Source organism: Paenibacillus turpanensis, assembly GCF_011421635.1.
Classification (GTDB): domain Bacteria; phylum Bacillota; class Bacilli; order Paenibacillales; family YIM-B00363; genus Paenibacillus_AK; species Paenibacillus_AK turpanensis.
Genome location: NZ_WTLI01000010.1, coordinates 110473 through 131979 on the forward strand (window position 1 = coordinate 110473; position 21507 = coordinate 131979).

Below are 21507 nucleotides of genomic sequence, written 5' to 3' on the forward strand. Positions count from 1 at the left end.
AGAAAATCGATTTCCTAAACATCAGGTTCATGGCGGCGCCTTCTCTCCATCGTTGTGAAATCCTTTTCATTCATTGTAGCAAACTCATCCAAATATTAGGAAACGCCATTAAACCTCTAAATCTCCCGAAAAAGGAAAAAACGGCCTCTCAGAGACCGTTTTTCATCGAGCTATGCTTATTTCTTGGAGGCCAGCTTCACAATCGTGTCCTGAATGTTTGTCAGAAGCTGATCCTTTTGAATCTTGCCGGCGATATAAGCTTGCATATGAGCGCCGATTTCTTGTGTAGCTCCGTCAGGGAGCTTGAACCACAGCCAAGGAAGCGTGTTGTTGTCCTTCGTATACGTTTGAATCGATGCTGCGATATCGCCAAGTGCTGCTGCGTCGAATTCAATATTTTTGAATGCAGGCATGAACTTAAATTCGTTAACAATGTATTTCTTGCCGGTTTCGGAAGATACGAGCCAGTTCAAGAATGCTTTTGCTTCTTCTTTTACCTTCGAATTTTTGTTAACCGCCCAGTTGTTCGGTACGCCCGTGAAAATTTTGCTTGTAGCTTCGTTGCTGATTGGCATTGGAGCCACACCAATCTTAATGTCTGGGTTCGTCTTGTTGATTTGAACCTGCGTCCAGTTGCCCTGCTGCATCAGACCTGCTTTACCTGTTGCAAATTCAGTAACTTGCGTGTTGTAATCTGTTGTTAATGCAGTTTTAGAGCCGTACTTTACCGTAAGGTCAAGGAGGTTAACCCAATCTTGGAAAATCTTATTGTCCTTAAGCTGTACCTTGCCTGCTTTTAAATCGGCAATAAACTGGTCCGGATTCGGCTGATTCGCAAGTGCTACGTTCATGTTGTGAATGCCAAGAATCCACCATTCTTGATAGCCGTTCGCAAACGGTGTTGCCACGCCTGCAGCTTGAAGCTTCTTCGCCGCATCCTCAAGCGAAGCTAATGTATTCGGAACTTGTGTAATTCCTGCTTTATCAAAAAGCTCTTTGTTGTAAAGGAAGCCGTAGCCTTCAATACCAATCGGCTGCCCATAGATTTTTCCGTCGCGGGAAATTTGAGCTTTTGTGGAGTCGATCATGTTCGCAACCCAAGGCTCGCCGGACAGATCCTCCATTTTATCGATCCACAAATCCAGCTCGGAGTTACCGCCGTTATTGAAAATGTCCGGCTCCTCGCCGCCAGCAAACTTCGCTTTCAGTGCTGCGCCGTAATCCGCGCCGCCGCCGACTGTTTCAATCTGCAGCTTCACGCCCGGATGCGCTTTTTCGTACTCTTCCTTCAGCTTGTTCAGCTGCTCAGCAATCTCTACCTTATACTGGAAAATGCGGATGGTTACGTCTTTCTTCGCATCTCCGCCAGCTCCACCTGTATTCGTTTGTCCTGCATCATCTTTACCGCCGCCGCAGGCTGTCAGTGCGGAAGAAAGCATCGTAGCGGCAAGCGCTACGGTCCAAAACTTTTTCATGGATGTGACCTCCCAAAATATTTTTGTATGTGCTTACATGCCAATTATAGAAGGTTGGCATGACTGGCTACACTGACGATATTGAACAAAAGGGTGGAACATATTAACTTTGAAAGCGTTACCCTTTTACCGACCCAGCCGTAATCCCTTCAATAATATGCTTCTGCATGGACAAGAAGAAAATGACAATTGGCGTTACCCCCAGCACAAGCGACGCAAGCGCCAAATCCCATTGCTTTGTATATTGCGCGAAGAAGGCGCTTGTTGCGAGCGGGATCGTGCGGAGATCCGGATCCGTAAGAACAAGAAGCGGCAGCAAATAGTCATTCCAAATCCATAAGCTGTTAAGCAGGATTACGGTTACCGTCATCGGCTTCAGCAGCGGGAATACAATTCGCCAAAACACCCCGTAAGGGCTGCAGCCGTCCACACGGGCCGATTCTTCAATTTCACGCGGGATCGTCTTAATAAACCCGTGATATAGGAACATTGTTAAAGATACCCCAAATCCGAAATAACATACGATCAATCCCGGAATACTTCCCATCAGACCAAAATTGGTCGTTACGCGCACAAGCGGAATCATAATCGATTGGAACGGGATAACCATCGCGGCAACGAATATGGCGAAAACGAAATTATTGAATTTCGATGGGTTGCGCACGAGCCGATAAGCAGCCATCGAGCTGATGGCTACGAGCCCGAGGTTACTGAACACGGTAATGATCAGAGAATTCGTAAACACCTTTGGATAATCAAGGATTTTCCACGCCCTCGTATAGTTGTTCCAAACGATATCTTTCGGAAGCGCAGCCGAATTCGTAAGCAGTTCAGCGAACGATTTTAACGAATTGACGATTACGAAATAAAAAGGTACCAGAAACAGCAGACCAATGAGGATCCCCAGTATTTCTAATGTTAAGGTCCGGCCCGTATATTTGTTTTCCATTATGCTTCAACCTCCCGACTCTTCGTCAATCGAACCTGAAGGGCCGTAATTGCCGCTACGATGATGAAGAAAATGAATGCTTTCGCCGTTCCCGCTCCATAACGGTTTCGAGTGAACGCCTCATTATAAATGTTGATTGCGACCGCCTCCGTCGAATTGAACGGTCCGCCTTTGGTCAAGGCGATAATGACGTCAAACGACTTAAAGGACCACGAAATCGCGAGGAACAAGCAAACGGTTACCGCCGGCATAATCAGCGGAACGATGATATTGCGAAGCACCTGGAACCAGGAGGCTCCATCGATATCTGCTGCCTCAATCAGCTCACGCGGCACGTTAATCAGGCCTGAGATGTAAATTACCATCAGATAACCGGCACCCTTCCAAACCTCAACGATAACAATGCCCCAAAATGCCGTCTCCTCTGTTCCAAGCCAAGGCATGGTGAAGAACGGAATACCTGTCACTGCACCGATGGACTGAAAGCCTTTTACAAAGATAAACTGCCAGATAAAACCGAGTAGCAATCCGCCAATGACGTTAGGCAGGAAAAATACGGTACGAAGCGTGTTTCTTGTCTTCAGGTTTCGAGTAAGCAGCAGAGCGAGCAGGAAACCGACAAGATTTGTAAGGATTACTGCTGTGAACGTAAAACGGACAGTAAACCAAAACGAATTGCGAAACTGGTCATCGTTGGTCAGTACATCCTTAAAGTTGGCCAAACCGACCCACGTAATCTCATCCGACACCCCGTTCCAGGAGGTGAACGAATAATACATGCCAAGTACAAACGGCAGGACCACAATAATGGTAAAGAAAATCAGAGCGGGTCCCACAAATACGATTTGCTGCAGCCATTCGCTCGATTTTTTCGTTCCGGACATTTGGTTTCACCCTTCTCATATTGATGATATTTATTAAGTATAGAAAAAGAGTAAAAAATTTGGCACTGACGAACATGAACGGTTTGGTGGAATATATTGACCTGTATGCTACAATAGAAGAGACCGTTATTCTTTTCTCGGAGGCCATCATCATGAACTTCATACGGACAAGCATCCGCAGCAAATTGATCGTGTTTATGCTGATTGCTACCGTAATTCCGATTGCTACCTCGATATTGATTACGTATTTTTATACGAAAGAATCCGTAACCGAGCAGAGCGTCAGCGAAAACTTAAAGCTCACGCAGCAAGGAAAAATTAATATCATTAACTATTTAAATGTCGTCGACAAAAACTCGATGTCCGTCTATATCGACACCTTTTACGAGGATACCATTTACAAAATTATCGACCGGGATTACGACGACACGGCAAGTAATCAGCAGATTACGAAAGCGCTTCTCGTCACTTCGCAAGCTGTGAAAGAGATCGTGCAGGTCAATTTGCATCTTCTCCAAAGCGATCGCTCGTTCTTAATGAGGCAGGGCTTCCAAATCAGTACTCGGGGAAACGGAACGAAGTTAGAGCGTCCTGAAAAAGCGTACGGCGCTTTTATCGAGCCCCCGCATATCACTCATGGATATGGTATCCAACTTCCTTCCTATTATTCGCGCCCTGTCGTGCTTTCGATGCACCGTCCGATATACCGGCTGCCGACCGAGCATTTACTCGGATTTTTATCAATCGATATTTCCATGGATATGATCCGTCAATTATGCTCGCAGCTGTACGTTCCGGGTGAAGAAGAACTCTTTATTTTTGACAAAAAGGGGACGATCATTTACTCCCCTAATCCGGCTGAGATCGGCCAGCCCAAGAACGAATCGTGGGTAACTGAGGCGCTGTCCGAACAATTGGATCAAAACAGCTATGAATGGCGGGACGACAAATTTCAAGGGGTCCATCTTGTAACGAGGATGACTGCTGAATATTTGGATTGGACGATGGTCAAACGAATTCCGAACGATATGCTCTTTCGGGATGCAAGAACGATTACAGGACTGAATACCCAAGTATTATTCGGCTTTTTAATTGTTACCGTGACAGCTACGGTCTTTTTATCGTTCCGTATTACGAAGCCGATCCGAGGATTAATCGGATATATGAATGCGGTTCAGACCGGGAATTTCAACGCAGACATCGAAGTGCAAAGCCAGGATGAAATCGGGCTGGTCGCCAGGCGCTTCCGCTCTCTGATGCAGACGATTAATAAGCTGATCATGCAAGAATATCGGCTTGAGCTGGCTAATAAGACGTATCAGCTGAAGACGCTGCAGGCTCAAATCAATCCGCATTTTCTAAACAATGCGCTGCAGTCTATCGGAACTTTAGCCCTACAGTCCGGAGCTCCGCATGTTTATAAATTAATCTCTTCCCTCGGCAAAATGATGCGGTACAGCATGAACAATGAGGAAACCGTCGTTCCGCTGCACAAGGAGCTGGATTATGTGAAAGCGTTTCTGGAGCTGCAGAAGCAGCGTTTTGGCGACCGCTTTCAATTTATATTTGACATTGAAGAGACCACACAGGATATTTCCGTGCCCAAGATGGTGCTGCAGCCTATCGTCGAAAATTATTTCAAGCATGGGATGGGTGCTGAAAAGTCAACGGCAGCCTCTGAGATTTTGCGCATCTCGTCCAAGCTTTACCCGACCTCGGGGGAAACCGTTATTACAATTTGGAACAATGGTCCCTCTGTTGACCCGGGCCGCCTGCAAATTTTACAGCGGACGCTTTATCGTCCGGATTCTAGCAGTGCTAGAGACGGCGATCGACCGCATATCGGGCTCGTCAACGTAGCCGCCCGACTAAGACTATTTTTCGGAGAAGAAGCTCTCATATTAGCGGAAAACACAGTGGAGCCGAACGGCTTTAAAATTACATTGCATATACCCTTATCGAAAGAAGCAGGAGAGCCATCATGAAAGTGCTAATCGTTGATGATGAACAGCATGTCAGGGAAGCTATTAAGCTGCTGGTCACATGGGATACCTTAGATGTCACTGAAATTTTAGAGGCTGAGAACGGGAAGCAGGCAGTCGAGCTCATTCAATCCAGTCGTCCCGAACTCGTTCTTACCGATATGATGATGCCGCTGTTTAACGGTGTCGAGCTTTTGGAATGGATTCATCATTATCATCCGTTATCCAAAACCATTGTCATCAGCGGGCATGACGATTTTAACTTTGTGCGCAGCACGATGAAATACGGCGGCCAGGACTATATTCTGAAACCGATCGACCCGGATCAGCTGCAGACTGCATTAGAAAAAGCGGTTTCCAGCTGGAGGATGGAGGAATCCGCTCGAGAGCAGGACCGTCGCAAGTCGATCGAAATGAACCAATTAAAGCCTGTATTTTGGGACAAATGGTTTTCTAACCTGCTTATTTATCCTCCGTCACATGATCAGGCAATTGAGACCATGCAGGCGCAGTTTGGCATAAGTACCGACACCGTTCGGGCGCAGGTTGCTCTCCTTACATTGGACATGCTGCCAGCTGCGCTGCACCGAAAATTTCTCGGCAATCATGATTTGCTTATGTTTTCTTTGTTGAATGTAGCCAATGAAATTCTTCTCTCCGGCACCAAAGGCTACGCCTTCCGGCACTGGAACCATGAGAACGAAATTGGCATCGTGCTGTGGACGGGGTTTGACCATACCGCTGCTCTACTCGAACAAATTCTAACGGGGATTTATCGTACATTTGATGCAAAGCTGAATATCGGAGTCGGATCCGTCGTAACGTTTCCGGCGGAGCTTCCTTTATCGCTTAAGCAGGCGGAGACTGCCTTAAAGCAGCGGAACCTGCTGACCCTGGAGCCAAGGATTCTAATATACGAAGGAGATTCGGCCGGCAGAACAGCCCTCCGCAGCGTGCATTTGACCGATTATTCCGATCATATCCGCTTTGCCGTCCTCGGCGGGCATCAAAATCTGATTCGGCAGGAGCTTGCCAAATGGTTCGGCGAAATCCGCAAGCTGCCTTCCATAACGCCGGAACAGCTTGAGTTATGGTGGCATGAGTTTTCCGTATTAAAATCACACTGGATGAAGGAGCTTTACGATAACGAGGCGGATATGCCTTATATCGAAAACCCTCCGCTTCAAGCCCCGCAGGATGAGGAGGGGCGTCTGTCCCTTGCGGTATGGGAGAAGCAGCTTGGCAATCTGCTGGTCACCCTCGCGGAGCGTGTAACCGAAAACCGGCAGCGAAGCGGCAGCGTGATCCATGAGATCGCCAAGTATATCGAATCCAATTTCCATTTGGATATTACACTGCAGGATATTGCCGGGCACTTCTTCCTGAGCCGAGAGTATATTTCACGTAAGTTTAAGCAAGAGTTCCAGGAAAACTTATCCGACTATTTGACACGGATCCGTTTGGAGAAGGCATGCGTGCTGCTGGCTAATCCAGCTCTGAAAATTAGCGAGGTTGCGGAAATGGTCGGTTATCAAGACGAAAAATACTTCAGCAAAGTGTTCAAGAAGGCGAAATTAATGACTCCCGGAGAGTTCCGAAAATCAATAACGAGGTGATTCATCATGATGAATACTCCAGCCGGACCAGCAGCAGCTCCCTCTTATACCGGAATTTCGGAGGGGAGAGCGAAGAAGCGCTCCTATAAGGGCTTTCTCGTAGCATGGGTTTTACTCATCGCGGCAGGCTTTACTACGGCCTATTATTATACCGACTACGTCAAACGACAGCTGCAAAATGAAATATCCCGGCAAACCGCGATTCAGCTGGAAGCCGTTCAGCAGCAATACACGCTCCAGCTCGAGCAGACACAGGCCGCATTTACGGCTGAAATCGCCAAGATGCAGGAAAAAATTAATGCGTTAAACGATCTTCTCGCATTCGCCAAGGATAACGCTAATGCCAATACCGATAATAGCAATCAGCTGTACACACAGCTTCAAGAGCTGAAAAACCAGCTGAATGCGCTGCAGAAGCAAATGGAGATGTTACAATGAACCTCACTGTGAAGCAGGTCAACCGCTATTTCCTGCTCCTCACTGCTCCGTTCTTTGGCGTCCTGATGTTTGCCGCTGCCGCTGCCGATTGGACCGTAACAATACCCGAGCCCTCGTCGGTTTCTCTCCCTGCAGCGGCCCCTTCTGCTGCTGCGGGACCGCTGAACAGCTCGTTGGAGCAAGCAACCGGAAATGCTTCCGCTATCGGCGAATCCATGAACGGAGTGTTGGAAGCTTATCAAAAAAGCGGGAACGAGCTCAAGGGCTTGCAGGATCAAGTAACGCAGCTGTCTCTTGTGCCTTCACAGATCCTCGATGCCCGAACCACCGCTTTGCTTGGCGGAAATCCGATTCGTACCCTTTCTTCACCGAATATTGATTTAAAGCTGTTTGAAATTGTCGAGCCTACTTATCGGGGCCATGCCTTAAAAGTAACCTTAAAAAGCGATTCGGCTATGAAAATGGTACTGGGAAAGGACAAGCTTGGCAGCTCGGAAACGACGCTTAGTGCGGTTAGCCGTTACGGTGCTGCAGCAGGAGTTAATGCGGGCGGCTTTGCTGATGAGCCGCGGACCGGAAAGCGGTTTCCCCTTAGCACGACAATGCTTGACGGAAAGTATGTGTACGGCTTCGAGCCGACCTTTGAGGATTTATTTTTTGTAGGTTTAAATAAGAAGCGTGAATTGATCGGCGGGAAGTTTTCAAAGCAGGAGGACTTGGACAAGCTGGAACCGGTTTTCGGCGCTACCTTCGTCCCTATTCTCTTACGGAATGGTATGAGGGAAGAAATTCCTTCCATGTGGCTCACATCTCCTCGGCGTGCGCCCCGCACCGTCATTGCCAATTATAAGAACGATCAGCTTTTATTTCTCGTAACCGATGGATATGACGAAAACGGCAATTCCGGTGCCACTCTGCCTGAGCTGCAAGATAAGCTCATTTCGCTTGGCGTTATGGACGCTTATAATTTAGACGGAGGAGGCTCCTCCTCCCTAATTTGGGGGCAAGATATTATTAATCGTCCTTCCGATGGAAAACTGCGACCGCTGGCGACTCATTTTCTCTTTTTTGAATGAGAACAGATTGCGTTGTAAGCGTTGTTCACAACATTTTGCGTTTTCTCCCCAAATTCGCATTTTCAATTGCTGTTTACTGGGGTATAATACAAACAATATAAGCTTCAGGAGGTTATTACTCATGACCAGCGCCAGTTGGATTATTTTCATCGTGTTGGCAATGTTTATTGTTGCGATCTTGACGGCTGCCTATAACGACGATAAAACAGAAGGCCTATAATTCTTTGATCCGATAAGTGTTCTCGTTTGGATACAACAAAAAAACGACTCCTCGTGAGTCGTTTTTTTTGTGTTGCGTACGTCTTGCATGGTAAGGTTGTATATCAACTGGCCGCTGCCAATGATGGAACCCTTGTGCGTTGTCTTAGCTTAGCGGTTCACAATTAGCTTCATTTCGCCAAGGCACTGCGTGCACACATGGCGTTCACGGTACTCGGATACTCCATCCATCGATCCGCAGAACACACATTTTGGACGATAACGCTCTAAAATAATATGATCGCCGGAAACTAGAATTTCAACCGGATCGCCCTCGTTCATTTGGTAGCGTTTGCGGAGCGACTTCGGCAGCACAATGCGTCCAAGTTGATCTACTTTACGTACTACACCAGCTGGTTTCATGATCTCACCCCAATGGATAATTTCCCTCTCACAACCTATTCTACCTCTACTTTGGTACTATGGACAGTTCATTTGACGCGTTTCAAAAATAGGCTATTTCATGCTTTTAACGGCAATAAATAGTTGCTTTTTTCTTGACATTTGTTCACAGCTTCTAACGTAACTCCTAAAATCGTCCCTTTTGTGTCAAAGCTGTAACAATACAAGAACAAAAATTCCCATTTCCATCTTTCTCTCCATCGTTACCATTGGCTCAGGACAATCCAGGATATCCTATTTGGCGCAGTGCTTCGTATATTACAATTGCGGCAGAATTCGATAAATTTAGCGAACGGACATCACCGCTGATCGGAATACGAATTAATGTTTCCGGAAAACGATCAAGAAGCGCCTGCGGCAGTCCCGCTGTTTCCTTGCCGAATACAAAGAAATCCCCATCCTTATACTCAAACCCGGAATGAGGCAGCTTCGCACGCGTTGACGCAAAGAAAAACCGGCTTTCCGGGTAAGCTTGCAAAACCTCATCAAAAGAGTCGTGATAATGAATGTTCACTGCAAACCAATAATCGAGCCCAGCCCGTTTCAGCGTTGCGTCGTCCGTACGGAAGCCGAGCGGCCGCACTAAGTGCAGGTGTGTTCCCGTCGCTGCACAGGTACGTGCAATGTTTCCGGTATTTGCAGGGATCTCCGGTTCTACTAACACAATATGAAAAGCCATGATTGTCATCCTCCACAATTTCACTTTATAGAAGCCCATTGATTTTACATTGGTTTTACTTAATCTTAATATGCGGATGATAGAGGGGCTTCATAATAGAAGCATACCCTCTTAAAAAGGTGATCTGATGAAAAAAAGAATTCTTGTAGTCGATGATGAACCATCGATCTCCATGCTGATTGAATTTAACTTGAAGCTGGTAGGCTACGACGTCATGTGCGTATACGACGGAGAAGCCGTTTTCGAAGTCATTAAACAATTTCGTCCTGATCTGATTGTTTTGGACCTTATGCTGCCAAAGATGGATGGAATTCAAGTGTGCCGCAAGTTGAGAAGTCAGAACAACATGGTTCCGATCGTGATGCTTACCGCCCTGCAGGATTTATCCGATAAGATTGCCGGATTGGATAACGGGGCCGACGATTACATGACAAAGCCGTTCAGCCCCCAGGAACTCATTTCCCGTATTCAAGCCATTCTTCGCCGCATCAATATCATGCCGCCATCCAATGAGAATAAACCGATTGCCATCGGAAGCTTAACTATCGATCCTGAACAACGGACGGTTAATGTCGAAGGCAATCCAGTTGACTTAACTCCTAAAGAATTTGAGCTTCTACTCTTCCTGCTCAAACACCGCGGAAAAGTACTTAGCCGACAGCAGCTGCTGCATGGGGTGTGGGACTACCATTTCCTCGGAGATACTCGAATTGTCGATGTGCATATCAGCCATTTGCGCGACAAAATTGAAAAAAACGCGCGCAGCCCAGAGTATATTGTAACGATTCGAAATGTCGGATACAAACTTACGGAGCCTTCGGTACCGAAAGAATCAAGCTTTGCTTAGATAACATCGCGAATCAACTGCAACCCGCCGCCGTACGCTCTTCCCGAGCAACGGCGGTTCTTTATGTTTGTCCAGCTCCAGCCTGCACTAAAAGTGAATGTGCCGTCGTGTTTACGACGGCACATTTAAGAGTTCTATAAGATTCACCGTGCTTGTTTTTCGTTACCCGTGCTTTTCTTGGAATTGCTTCATAAACTGTGCAAGCGCCTCACACGCCTCGTAAGGAACCGCATTATAAGCCGATGCACGCAAGCCGCCAACGCTGCGATGTCCCTTCAGACCAACAAACCCGGCCTGCTCGGATTCCTTTACAAATTGCTTCTCCAGCTCCTCGTTTTGCAAGCGGAACGTAATATTCATCATGGAGCGGTTGGTAAGATCGCTTACCCCGCGATAAAAACCGCCGCTTCCATCGATCGCATTATAGATCAAGCCTGATTTCTCCGCATTTTTCTTTTCAACGCCTAGAAGTCCGCCTTGATTCTCGATCCATTTCAGGACAAGTCCGACCATATAAATTCCAAATGAAGGAGGAGTGTTATACAGGGAGTTGTTTGCCGTGTGCGTGCTGTAACGAAGCATCGTCGGAACATGCTTCGGACTGTTCTCCACCAGATCCTGGCGGGCGATAACAACGGTTACGCCCGATGGGCCGAGGTTTTTCTGAGCGCCCGCGTAAATCATGCCGAACTTGGAAACCTCAAGAGGACGGCTCAAAATATCGCTGGACATATCCGCAATAAGTGGAACCGATCCGGTGTCAGGGAATTGCTTGAACTGAACGCCTTCAATGGTTTCATTCGAAGTTAAGTGCAGATAAGCCGCATTCTCCGGCAGCTCCAGCCCACTTACATCCGGCGTCTTCGTAAATTTGTCAGCTTCCGAGCTGGCCACAACTACTGTGCTGCCAATAAGCTTCGCTTCTTTAATCGCTTTATCCGCCCAGCTCCCCGTGTGTATGTAGCAGGCCGTTTGGTCCGCACCCAGCAGATTCATAGGAATCATCGCGAATTGTGTACTTGCCCCGCCTTGCAGGAAGAGCACTTGGTATCCGTCAGGGATCGACAAAATGCGCTTCAGCGAATCAATTGTTTCATTATGTACGGATTCATAAACTCCGCCGCGATGCGACATTTCCATAATCGACATGCCGGTTTCGCGAAAATCGACAAATTGCTCTTGTGCCTGCTGCAAAACTTCTAATGGCAGGGCAGCCGGTCCTGCATTAAAATTGTACGCACGTTTCACTGCTTCCACTCCTCTATTTGTCCGTAGGTTCGGATTCGTTATCGTTATGATAGCAAGATTGAAGGGCCCGTTCAAGGGAATATTTCGCATTTACCATATCAAGAAAAAAACCGTGTAGAATTTGTGTCCTACACGGTTTTTGGTATGATTTCGAAGATAATTGCAGATTAGCAGTCGAAGTACAGGTTGTACTCGTACGGATGGATACGGATTCCAACGGACTTCGCTTCAGAACGCTTCAGTTCAGCGTAGTTATCGATGAATTCCTTCGTGAATACGCCGCCTTCAAGCAAGAACTCATGATCTGCAACAAGCGCGTCAATCGCTTCTTCAAGGGATCCAGGTACGCTGCGGATATCACCTTTTTCAGACTCAGGAAGCTCATAGATGTTCTTGTCAACTGGACCATAGCCAAGCTTACGAGGGTCGATCTTGTTCTTGATTCCGTCAAGACCAGCCATCAGCATTGCCGCGAATGCAAGGTACGGGTTCGCAGTGGAGTCCGGCGTACGGAATTCGATACGAGCTGCTTTCGGAGTAACGGAAGCAACTGGGATACGAACTGCCGCAGAACGGTTACCCTTGGAGAATACAAGGTTAACTGGTGCTTCGTAGCCAGGAACCAGACGCTTAAACGAGTTTGTGCTTGGGTTCGTGAAAGCGATCAGAGCTGGAGCGTGGTGCAGAATACCGCCGATATAGTACATTGCCATTTCGGAAATGTTGCCGTATCCGCCTTTTTCGTAGAACAACGGAGTGCCGTCTTTGAAAATGGACTGGTGTACGTGCATACCGCTTCCGTTGTCGCCGAACAGAGGCTTTGGCATGAAGGTAGCTACTTTGCCGTATTGGCGTGCAGTATTTGCAACGATATATTTATATTTCAATAGGTTATCAGCTGTTTTAGTAAGAGTGTCGAAACGGAAGTTGATTTCGCCTTGACCTGCAGTCGCCACTTCGTGGTGGTGACGGTCAATGCGGATGCCTGCTTCCATCATCAAGCGACACATTTCGCTGCGGAGGTCCTGCTGCGTGTCGACCGGTTGAACTGGAACGTAGCCGCCCTTAACCGGTACTTTGTACCCAAGGTTTCCGCCTTCTTCTTTACGGCCTGTGTTCCAAGCTGCTTCTTCGGAATCTACTTCGAAGAAGGACTTGTTCATGCCCGTTTCGAAGCGAACATCGTCAAAAATGAAAAATTCGGATTCAGGACCGAAGTAAGCTGCGTTACCGATGCCTGTTGTTTGCAGATATTCTTCCGCCTTTTGAGCGATACCGCGCGGGTCGCGATCGTAACGCTCGCCTTCCGGCGTATAAATGTCACACATAATAATTAATGTCGGATGCTGCGTGAAAGGATCGATATATGCCGTATCCGTAACCGGCATCATCACCATGTCGGAGTTTTCAATGCCGCGGAAGCCTGGGATCGAAGAACCATCGAATGCAACGCCGACTTCAAAAGTCTCAGCTTCCACTTCTACCGCGGGTACCGAAATGTGCTGAGCTTTACCGGACAAACCTACGAAACGAAAATCCACCCATTCGATATTATTCTCTTTAATTAATTTCAAAACATTTTCAACTGACATGTTACCCCTCCTAATTCCGAACATTATTTAAATTATAAGCCACTAACGTTCTTGTTTATCGAGACGTCTTGGAGTTATTATAAAACGAGCAATATATTCCGTCAATATGTATGTAAGGTATTTTTTACGACGGTGTTATGTTTTCTTACACTTTAGTGAACAGCTTGTCCAATATTTCAAAATAGGGTGATCTGTGACAAAAGGAAAAGACCGTCCCCAATCATTGAATTGGGAACGATCCGGTTTCTATCACCGTGATATGCGGTTTATACCGTTACCGGCTGCTTCTTCGTATCAAAACGTTTGCCGACGAACGGAGCAAGCTTCTCAAGATCCTGGAGAAGAGCCGCGAACTGATCCGGGAAAAGGGACTGCACGCCGTCACCTGTCATGGAATTGTCCGGGTCCGTATGCATTTCAATGATCAAACCGTCCGCTCCCGCGCCAACGGCTGCTTTTGTCATCGGCTCCACCAGCTCGCGCCGTCCTGTCGCATGACTCGGATCCGCGATGACCGGCAGGTGGCTCAGCTGCTTCATAACCGGGATCGCCGCCAGATCGAAGGTATTGCGAGTATACGATTCAAATGTACGGATGCCGCGTTCGCAAAGCATTACGTTCGGGTTGCCCCCGGCCAAAATGTATTCCGCCGCATTCAACCACTCGTCGTAGGTTGAGCTAAATCCGCGCTTTAGGAGGACAGGCGTTTGAATCGTACCCAGCTTCCGCAGCAGGTCGAAGTTTTGCATATTGCGTGTGCCTACCTGCAAAATATCCGCGTACTCCGCGCACACATCAACATACTCCGGAGTCATCACTTCCGTAATGGTAAGCAAGCCGTGCTTGCGTCCCGCTTCCGCCATCATCTGCAAGCCTTCCACGCCGACGCCTTGGAAGCTGTAAGGTCCCGTTCTCGGCTTAAACGCGCCGCCCCGAAGAACCTGACCGCCGGCCGCCTTCACAAGGCTCGCGATTTCATCAATCTGCTCCGGCGTTTCTACCGCGCAAGGACCACCCATAATCACAAGCTGCTCGCCGCCAATTTCAACTCCCTTGATATTAATCACCGTATTGTCGGGATGAAAATCACGGCTTGCCAGCTTATACGACTTGGAAATCTTCACAACGTTCTCTACATCTTTAAGCTGACGCATATGCTCAACCAGCTTCGGGTCCGCCTTGCCGATCAGGCCGATTACCGTTTTATCCGTTCCTTTCGAAACATGCGCCTTCACTTCATATTTTTCGATATATTCCACAATCTCTTGAATGCGTTCGTCAGTAACATGTTTTCCTAAAATAGCGATCATGTTCATTCACTCCTCGATTTTGTACTTCAACGCTTATACGCTTTTAAGCACTAAAGTAACTATAAACAAAAAGGAGCATGTCCGTCAACTGTTTTTTTTCGTTGTGAACACGCTCGGTATGAACCTTACGATTTTACTGTCCGTATTTTCTTATGCCGCGCAATTTGAACTTTACCCTTACGGCTCTTATAGCCCTTAGTGCTGCGACTGCGCAGCAATTGCCGCTCTCCGTTCCCGTCTGCTGTCTCTACTTCTTCACGGCCGGCAGCAAACGGTCAAAATTCACGGTTCGCTTCAGCTCCCATGTTTCCGGATGCAATGGGTCGAACGCTTCGATAAAGCTAATCACTTCTTTCGTAAGCGGCGTAGGCGTGGAGGCCCCGGACGTAACCGCAACCTTGCGCGCATGCATCAGCCATTCTGTCTTCAGCTCACTTAAGTCACCGATACGGTACGCCTTAACCCCGGCAATCTCCTCCGACACCTGCGCCAGTCGGTTGGAATTGTTGCTGCGCGGATCGCCGACAACGATGGTCACATCGGCTTCGCGCGCCTGCTCCGCTACAGCCTCCTGCCGCACTTGGGTCGCCAGGCATATTTCATTATGAATTTCCGCTTTCGGAAACTTCCTCAGCAGCTTATTCATAATATGCTTAATATCCCACTGGCTCATCGTCGTCTGATTCGTAATTATGATCCGTTCAGCGGAAACGTTAAGCTGATCAATTTCCTCTTCCTTCTCGATCAAGTGCACTTGGCCGGGCGCAACTCCTATTGCCCCTTCCGGCTCCGGATGGGAGCGTTTGCCGATATATATGACCTCATAGCCGTCGGCCACCTTCTCGCGAATCAAGTCATGCGTCTTCGTCACATCCGGGCAGGTCGCATCAACAACCGTTAAGCCCTTCTCGCGAGCTTTGCTCCGTACTTCCGGAGAAACGCCGTGGGCGGTCAAAATTACGGTGCCGCCCCCTTCGATCTGCTCCAAGATTTGCAGACGGTTTTCACCGTCCAGTGTAATAATGCCTTCTTTACGAAAAGATTCCGTAACGTGGCTGTTATGAACGATCATGCCTAGTATATAGATTGGACGCGGTAAATCTAAGTTTTTGGCGGTTTGAAGCGCGAGCACCATCGCATCCACCACTCCATAGCAATAACCGCGCGGAGATATTTTTAAGACTTCCATCTATGAGCACCGCCTTTCGGGTAACAATCCTGCTTGCTCCGCCCATTATACCTTATTCCCCGACTTCTTGAAAATGAAGAGGGAGCCAAATCATAAAGGTCGTTCCTTTCCCCTTCTGCGTAACGACTTCTACAGCGCCTCGATGCTCATCGATAATCCACTTGGCAATCGACAAGCCAAGGCCCGTACCAGCCGTTTCTCCCCGCGACAAGTCCGCCCGGTAAAAGCGGTCGAAAATATGCGGCACATCCTCTTTATCCATGCCCATTCCGGTGTCGCTGACCCGAATGCCCGCGCGACCGTCCCGCACGAGCGAGTCCAGCATCACGTGCCCCTCTTTCGTATACTTAAACGCATTTTCCACAAAGATAAATACAAGCTGCTGCAAGTAATCCTTATCGCCCGTAACAAACACCCCATCCAGAGGCGACAGGTCGCCCGTAACCCACTCCGCCGTGCGCGGCAAAAATCCGGCGCGGCGAATGACGTCCTCCAGCAGCGGCCGCAGCTCCACCCGGTCCTTGCGCATTTCATAGCCGGCGTCCGCCCTCGCCAGCGCCAGCAAATCGCTCACTAAGCGGCTCATGCGTTCCGCTTCGCTTGAAATATCGTGCATCGCTTCCAGCGTGAGCGCAACCCGCTCCTCATCCTCCGCCCTGCCTTCGGCTTGAACCTTCCTCCACATCTTTTCCAGCAGCTCCACATTTCCGCGAATCGTCGTGAGCGGCGTCCTCAGCTCATGCGACGCATCGGAAACAAAACGGCGTTGCGCACGGTACGCCTGCTCCAAATCGGTGTATACCGTTTGGATCCGCGAAAGCATGCCGTTGATCGTTGCCGTTAGCCGGCCGATTTCATCATGCGGACCCTTGTACTCGATCCGCTTATCCAAATCGACATCCCGCTGGATATGGTCCGCTGCATCGATGACCAGCTCAATCGGCCGAAGCGCTTTGCGCGATAAAAACCAGCCGATGGACGCAGCCAGCACCACGGTGGCAAACGCAATCAGCACCAGCGTTACCCGCAGCGCCTGCAGCGCATTCACAATATCGTCAACCGTCGCTGCTACCTGCAGCACTCCGACAAACTGCTCGGAGCCTCCTTCGCCGAAATAAATCGGCTTATTATACACAAGAAACACAAACGGGTACGGCTCGATCGTCGTATTTTCAAAGAACGCGTCTCCAGGATCTCCCCCCGTTTTCAGCTTGTCCGGCACCGGCAGCGAAACGCCTGAACGCAAATTACTGCTCTGCACCTGACCCGTGCTGTCGACAATTTGCAGAAAAAAGCCGTTATACCGGAATTCATTCATTTCCGGTAAACGCATATAAGGCTGGCCGCGGAAAATAAAGCTCGCCCGCTTCATCTGCAGCTCCAGCTCCTGGCTGACGCGAATCGCCTGCTGCTTTTGGTTATCGTATAACAAATAAGATAGCGAAACATAGACCACAATGCCGAACACGACCAAGGTGACCGCCAGAATGGCCGAATACCAGAGGGTCAGCCGGGAGCGAATCGACATGCTAATGCTTCTCCCCTCTTAAAACATAACCGGTTCCTCTTACCGTTTGAATCAGACGCGGTCCCCCGTGCTCCTCCGTTTTTTGCCGCAGCATGGCGATATAAACCTCAAGAACATTGGATTCTCCGCTGTAATCGTAGCCCCAAATTTTCTCCATAATAATATCACGGGAAAGCACCCGCTTCGGATTTTGCATAAATAAATGAAGCAAATCAAATTCCTTCGTGGTAAGCTCGACCAGCTTCCCTCCCCGAACAACCTCGCGGGCATCGAGGTCCATCACCAAATCTTCAAAGCTCAACCGGCGTGCTCCCGCATCATCCCCGCGATCGCTCGTTCTTCTGCGAAGCAGCGCCCGAACACGGGCAAGCAGTTCCTCTAGCGCGAACGGCTTAACCAAGTAATCGTCTGCCCCGAGGTCAAGTCCCCTTACCCGGTCTCCTACCTCGTCTTTGGCGGTCAGCATTAACACCGGCACCTCGCTGCCGCCCTCCCGAATTCTGCGGCACACCTCCCAGCCGTCCAATTTGGGCATCATCACATCAAGAATGACCGCATCCGGGTCTTCTTCCAAAATTACTCGTAATCCTTCCAGCCCGTGATTGGCGATAAAAACTTGATAACCTTCGAAAGCCAGCCCTCTCCTCAGCATCGAAGTAATTTTCTCATCGTCGTCAACTACCAAAATCTTCTCCCGTGTCATCCAGTACACCTTCCTTTAGGTCATCTTCGCTCTCTCTGTCCTGCACTCCTTCAAAAAGCGGCATGCCCTGTCTTGTTATTATCCAGCCGGCATCCACCGTATTCCCTGCCTCGTCCTCTATCCCTATTATACAAAAAAGAAGCGAAGACACAGCTTCCACGCTGGCTCCGCTTCTTCCTTTATGCTTCTTCAGCCGTTAATTTTGCTGCGCATTTTTATCGCCGATGATGACGCCGACTTCGATCTTCTGGCCATCTCGCGAAATCGTCATCGTCATACGCTCCCCGATTTTAGCCGCTTTAATCACTTCGATGAGCTCGGCAGTCGATTTCACCTTTTTGCCGCCGGCCTCGAGAATAACGTCGTAAATTTCGAGCCCCGCCTTATCAGCCGGTGTTCCCCGCTGCACCTGCGTAATGAGAGCCCCCTCGGTCGACTCTACCTTCAGCTCGTTTACCCAGGTTTGATCAATATCGGAAAGACCGATGCCGATATAAGGCTCAGGCTGTTTTGGAACCTCTTTGCCTTCCTTCAAATAATCCAATACCTCGAGCACCGTCGAAGACGGGATGGCAAAACCGATACCCTGCGCTTCTGCGTTAACGGCCGTATTGATCCCGACCACCTCGCCTGCAAGGTTCAGCAGCGGACCGCCGGAGTTCCCCGGATTAATCGACGCGTCGGTTTGCAGCAAATGCTTGTAATGGCGTGTGCCGCTGCTGTCCGAAATATCAATCGGACGCTCTTTGGCGCTCAGAACGCCAACGGTTACGGTATGGTCAAAGCCGTACGGATTCCCGATCGCAACAACCCAATCGCCGACATTAATTGCATCGGAGCTGCCGAAGCTGAGCGTCGGGAAGTCTTTGTCCGACTCAATCTTCAGCACCGCCAGGTCAAGCTCATACGCCGAGCCCAGCAGCTTCGCCTTCAACGGCTCTTGATAGCCCTGCACCTGGACCAGGATTTCCTCCGCACCGTCGATAACATGCTGATTTGTCAGGATATAACCGGATTTTTCAAAAATAAATCCTGTACCCATCCCCGACTGCTGCTTCTTCGACGGCTTGCTCTGCTGGGAGCTGGAGAAGGAATCTCCGAAGAATTGACGGAAAAACGGATCCTGGAAGAACGGATTTTGCTGGATCGCACCTCTTGAGGTGGTATAGGTCTCGATTTTTACAATTGCCGGTGACGTCTGCCTTGCAATCGCAGCAATGTTGTTCGGTCTAACGACCTCCGAAGCTGCGGCGAGCGTTTCCCCGTTTGCTGTCACCTGTGCGGAAGCACTTTCCGATGCCTGCGCATGCGCTCCCGGAGCTGTAAATAAATCATAACGGTCAGACACAAACATTAAGCTGCCAACGACGAGTGCTCCGGCCAAGAAGGCGGAAAACATACTGCGGAAGCCCGATTTTCTGGACTGCGGCTTGACAGGAACAACCGGTCCGCCGCCGAAGGAATCCCCGCCGCCTGCGGCAACCGGATAACGCGGCACTTCCGGCTGGACCTCCTCCGGGCTGAGCTCCACGCGCTGCCGTTCTTCCCGGCTATAGGAGCTGCCGGATGCAGTGTCATAAGTATAATAAACCGGGCGTTCGGTGCTGGTTTGATCTTGGCGGCCTTGCTCCGATTCTTCAGTACGTTCTTTAAAAAAATCACTATAATCTCGATTACGGTTACGATGATCTTCCATGTTTGATTACCTCCTTCAAAACTCATAAAGCTTATGAAACTATCATGCATTTTAAACCTTAATACAACCTTAAAACGAGTTAAAAAGGAGGTAAAATTGCAAAAAACGCTACTGTAAGAGCCTTTCCTCCACTTTTCTCAGCACTTGTTTCGCCTGGTCAACTTCATAGCCAGCCAAATCCGCATCGGAATTAACCGGAGACTGGAACTGGTCGATGACGAATCGAGCCACCCCGATTGTCGCCTCGCCGTCAAGACCTTCGTTATATAGATGCTTCAGCACAAACGGAGTACCAAATTTCAGCTTTGTTCGTTCCCCATCCGCTTCGCTGTCGAGGCTACCGGCCGTAACGTTAAACGGCAATCGGAGAAAAACTTTATTTGCTTCATCCATCGCGTAATCAAAATAACCGTGGTCGTAATCCCAATTACCGCCCAGCGTGAAGCCAAGCTCCTCTAATTCCTGTTTAACCGGCCCCATAATGGTTTCATGGTTTTCCAGTGTAGATTGTAAGGTTTGCATAAAGAAAGGCCCTCCTTTTGTTTTTTCTAGGATGAGCCTTCCGTACCCGTTTTATGTGTATTTGGCAGCCGCAGGAGCGTAACGCTGCCGAACAGCACGTTCGTTTGAATCGTCATTTTCCGCTCGGCCTTCTCAAACCCGTCCGGCTGCCAATCGATGCTGCGCAGCAATCCTCCGGAAAAGCGGTCGTTCATACGAAAATCACCGGCCAAAGAATTTCCCTGAAGACGCACTTCCACGCTGTGATCCTGAGGAAGAATAATCCGGATATCTCCGAACATCAAAGATACCGTAAGCTTCGTTTCCCCGTCGCTTATGACCGCGTCGTCCAGCTTCAGCGTCACATTGCCCATCCAATGCGATACGTTCATCGGCTTTAGCGGAACTGCGCCCGGACCAACGGTAATTTCCCCAAACAAGCTGCTGTGATTCGGCTGCTTCACATTATCGCGAGGACGCATCTCATTCGCCGGACCCTGCTTTTCCCCTTGTAAGGGTACCGATTGTTCCTTTGAAGCTTCGCCTGAAGCCGTACGATCCTCTGCAGCGGGCTTCATGCTTTGTTCAGTGTTTACTTGTTCTATAGGGTCACGCTCTTCTTCCACTGCAGAAGGATGAGTTCGCTTCTTTCTTGCCGACCGAAGCAGCAGCATAACCCCTGTCAATATTAAAAGAGCCGGCATCGCAAACTGAATAAAGGAATCCAAGCCAATCTCTAAATCCGTCAGCTCATTCCATAAAAAATACGCGCCTAGTACGATCAGGAGAAAGCTGCCTAGTCCCGATGTCCGTCCCCTCCTGCGAGGAGTAAACAAACCGCGGATTCCGAGCGCAATGATAAGTACAGGCCAGAAATGGGTAATCAGAAACTCCCAGTCCCACTGAATCCACCCGATTTGCTGCAGCAGAAGGACAACCCCTGCTCCGATAATAAGAAAGGACATTATTAGGCGATTCACAAACTCAGCTTTCATCTATGTTCATTCCTCCCAACCCCAACGATATTGTAACATATTTTACCGCGGGGAAGCTTGGAAAGAACATCGAAGCCGCTGTCTTATAAATCCTATGTATGACTAATAATTCTTATCGTTAAAAAAGGAGCCCGGAGGC

The 21507-nt window shown here is 48.9% G+C and carries 19 protein-coding genes; 5 read left to right on the forward strand and 14 right to left on the reverse strand.

Annotated features, from left to right (window positions below; translation table 11 throughout):
* Nucleotides 1-176 precede the first annotated feature (176 nt).
* The 3 genes from GQS10_RS11095 to GQS10_RS11105 form a co-directional block, all read right to left on the reverse strand.
* Nucleotides 177-1475, reverse strand: a complete 1299-nt coding sequence (locus GQS10_RS11095) for an ABC transporter substrate-binding protein (protein WP_166242041.1) — start codon at nucleotides 1473-1475, stop codon at nucleotides 177-179.
* A gap of 118 nt (nucleotides 1476-1593) precedes the next feature.
* Complete coding sequence (locus tag GQS10_RS11100; protein ID WP_166242043.1) at nucleotides 1594-2424, reverse strand: carbohydrate ABC transporter permease; 831 nt, start codon at nucleotides 2422-2424, stop codon at nucleotides 1594-1596.
* On the reverse strand, nucleotides 2424-3308 hold the full coding sequence (locus GQS10_RS11105; protein WP_166242045.1) for a carbohydrate ABC transporter permease: 885 nt from the start codon (nucleotides 3306-3308) through the stop codon (nucleotides 2424-2426). The genes GQS10_RS11100 and GQS10_RS11105 overlap by 1 nt, the downstream gene beginning before the upstream one ends.
* Nucleotides 3309-3460: 152 nt before the next feature.
* Between GQS10_RS11105 and GQS10_RS11110 the strand changes: the two genes are divergently transcribed.
* The 4 genes from GQS10_RS11110 to GQS10_RS11125 are packed head-to-tail and all read left to right on the forward strand — an operon-like array spanning nucleotide 3461 to nucleotide 8420.
* A complete protein-coding gene (locus GQS10_RS11110; RefSeq protein ID WP_166242047.1) occupies nucleotides 3461-5293 on the forward strand; it encodes a cache domain-containing sensor histidine kinase in 1833 nt (610 codons plus the stop codon).
* A complete protein-coding gene (locus tag GQS10_RS11115) occupies nucleotides 5290-6906 on the forward strand; it encodes a response regulator (protein ID WP_166242049.1) in 1617 nt (538 codons plus the stop codon). Before GQS10_RS11110 ends, GQS10_RS11115 begins: the two co-directional genes overlap by 4 nt.
* 6 nt (nucleotides 6907-6912) lie before the next feature.
* Nucleotides 6913-7344, forward strand: coding sequence for a hypothetical protein (locus tag GQS10_RS11120; protein ID WP_166242051.1), 432 nt, complete (start codon nucleotides 6913-6915; stop codon nucleotides 7342-7344).
* Complete coding sequence (locus tag GQS10_RS11125) at nucleotides 7341-8420, forward strand: phosphodiester glycosidase family protein (protein WP_166242053.1); 1080 nt, start codon at nucleotides 7341-7343, stop codon at nucleotides 8418-8420. The genes GQS10_RS11120 and GQS10_RS11125 overlap by 4 nt, the downstream gene beginning before the upstream one ends.
* Before the next feature lie 369 nt (nucleotides 8421-8789).
* On the opposite strand, the gene GQS10_RS11130 is transcribed toward GQS10_RS11125, so the two are convergent.
* Nucleotides 8790-9041, reverse strand: a complete 252-nt coding sequence (locus tag GQS10_RS11130; RefSeq protein WP_166242055.1) for an AbrB/MazE/SpoVT family DNA-binding domain-containing protein — start codon at nucleotides 9039-9041, stop codon at nucleotides 8790-8792.
* A 253-nt stretch (nucleotides 9042-9294) separates the two neighbouring features.
* Nucleotides 9295-9759 (reverse strand): tRNA (uridine(34)/cytosine(34)/5-carboxymethylaminomethyluridine(34)-2'-O)-methyltransferase TrmL, encoded by a 465-nt coding sequence (gene trmL / locus GQS10_RS11135; RefSeq protein WP_166242057.1) that lies wholly within the window; start codon nucleotides 9757-9759, stop codon nucleotides 9295-9297.
* A 127-nt stretch (nucleotides 9760-9886) separates the two neighbouring features.
* Here trmL and GQS10_RS11140 point away from each other — a divergent pair, with 127 nt between their 5' ends.
* Complete coding sequence (locus tag GQS10_RS11140) at nucleotides 9887-10606, forward strand: response regulator transcription factor (RefSeq protein WP_166242059.1); 720 nt, start codon at nucleotides 9887-9889, stop codon at nucleotides 10604-10606.
* A gap of 162 nt (nucleotides 10607-10768) precedes the next feature.
* On the opposite strand, the gene serC is transcribed toward GQS10_RS11140, so the two are convergent.
* The 9 genes from serC to liaF form a co-directional block, all read right to left on the reverse strand.
* Entirely contained in the window at nucleotides 10769-11863 is a 1095-nt protein-coding gene (gene serC, locus GQS10_RS11145; RefSeq protein ID WP_341805049.1) for a 3-phosphoserine/phosphohydroxythreonine transaminase, read from the reverse strand.
* 158 nt (nucleotides 11864-12021) lie between these two features.
* Nucleotides 12022-13446 (reverse strand): type I glutamate--ammonia ligase, encoded by a 1425-nt coding sequence (gene glnA, locus GQS10_RS11150; RefSeq protein WP_166242063.1) that lies wholly within the window; start codon nucleotides 13444-13446, stop codon nucleotides 12022-12024.
* Between the two features lie 266 nt (nucleotides 13447-13712).
* The gene (aroF, locus tag GQS10_RS11155) at nucleotides 13713-14756 is read right to left on the reverse strand and encodes a 3-deoxy-7-phosphoheptulonate synthase (RefSeq protein WP_166242064.1); all 1044 of its coding nucleotides are present in this window, start codon (nucleotides 14754-14756) and stop codon (nucleotides 13713-13715) included.
* Nucleotides 14757-15003: 247 nt separating this feature from the next.
* Entirely contained in the window at nucleotides 15004-15945 is a 942-nt protein-coding gene (locus GQS10_RS11160) for a 4-hydroxy-3-methylbut-2-enyl diphosphate reductase (protein WP_166242066.1), read from the reverse strand.
* A 52-nt stretch (nucleotides 15946-15997) separates the two neighbouring features.
* Complete coding sequence (locus tag GQS10_RS11165) at nucleotides 15998-17473, reverse strand: sensor histidine kinase (protein WP_166242068.1); 1476 nt, start codon at nucleotides 17471-17473, stop codon at nucleotides 15998-16000.
* Between the two features lies 1 nt (nucleotide 17474).
* The gene (locus GQS10_RS11170; protein WP_166242070.1) at nucleotides 17475-18176 is read right to left on the reverse strand and encodes a response regulator transcription factor; all 702 of its coding nucleotides are present in this window, start codon (nucleotides 18174-18176) and stop codon (nucleotides 17475-17477) included.
* A gap of 196 nt (nucleotides 18177-18372) precedes the next feature.
* Complete coding sequence (locus tag GQS10_RS11175) at nucleotides 18373-19872, reverse strand: S1C family serine protease (protein WP_166242072.1); 1500 nt, start codon at nucleotides 19870-19872, stop codon at nucleotides 18373-18375.
* 108 nt (nucleotides 19873-19980) lie between these two features.
* Nucleotides 19981-20394, reverse strand: a complete 414-nt coding sequence (locus GQS10_RS11180) for a YugN family protein (RefSeq protein WP_166242074.1) — start codon at nucleotides 20392-20394, stop codon at nucleotides 19981-19983.
* 26 nt (nucleotides 20395-20420) lie between these two features.
* The gene (liaF, locus tag GQS10_RS11185; RefSeq protein ID WP_166242076.1) at nucleotides 20421-21368 is read right to left on the reverse strand and encodes a cell wall-active antibiotics response protein LiaF; all 948 of its coding nucleotides are present in this window, start codon (nucleotides 21366-21368) and stop codon (nucleotides 20421-20423) included.
* Nucleotides 21369-21507: the final 139 nt, after the last annotated feature.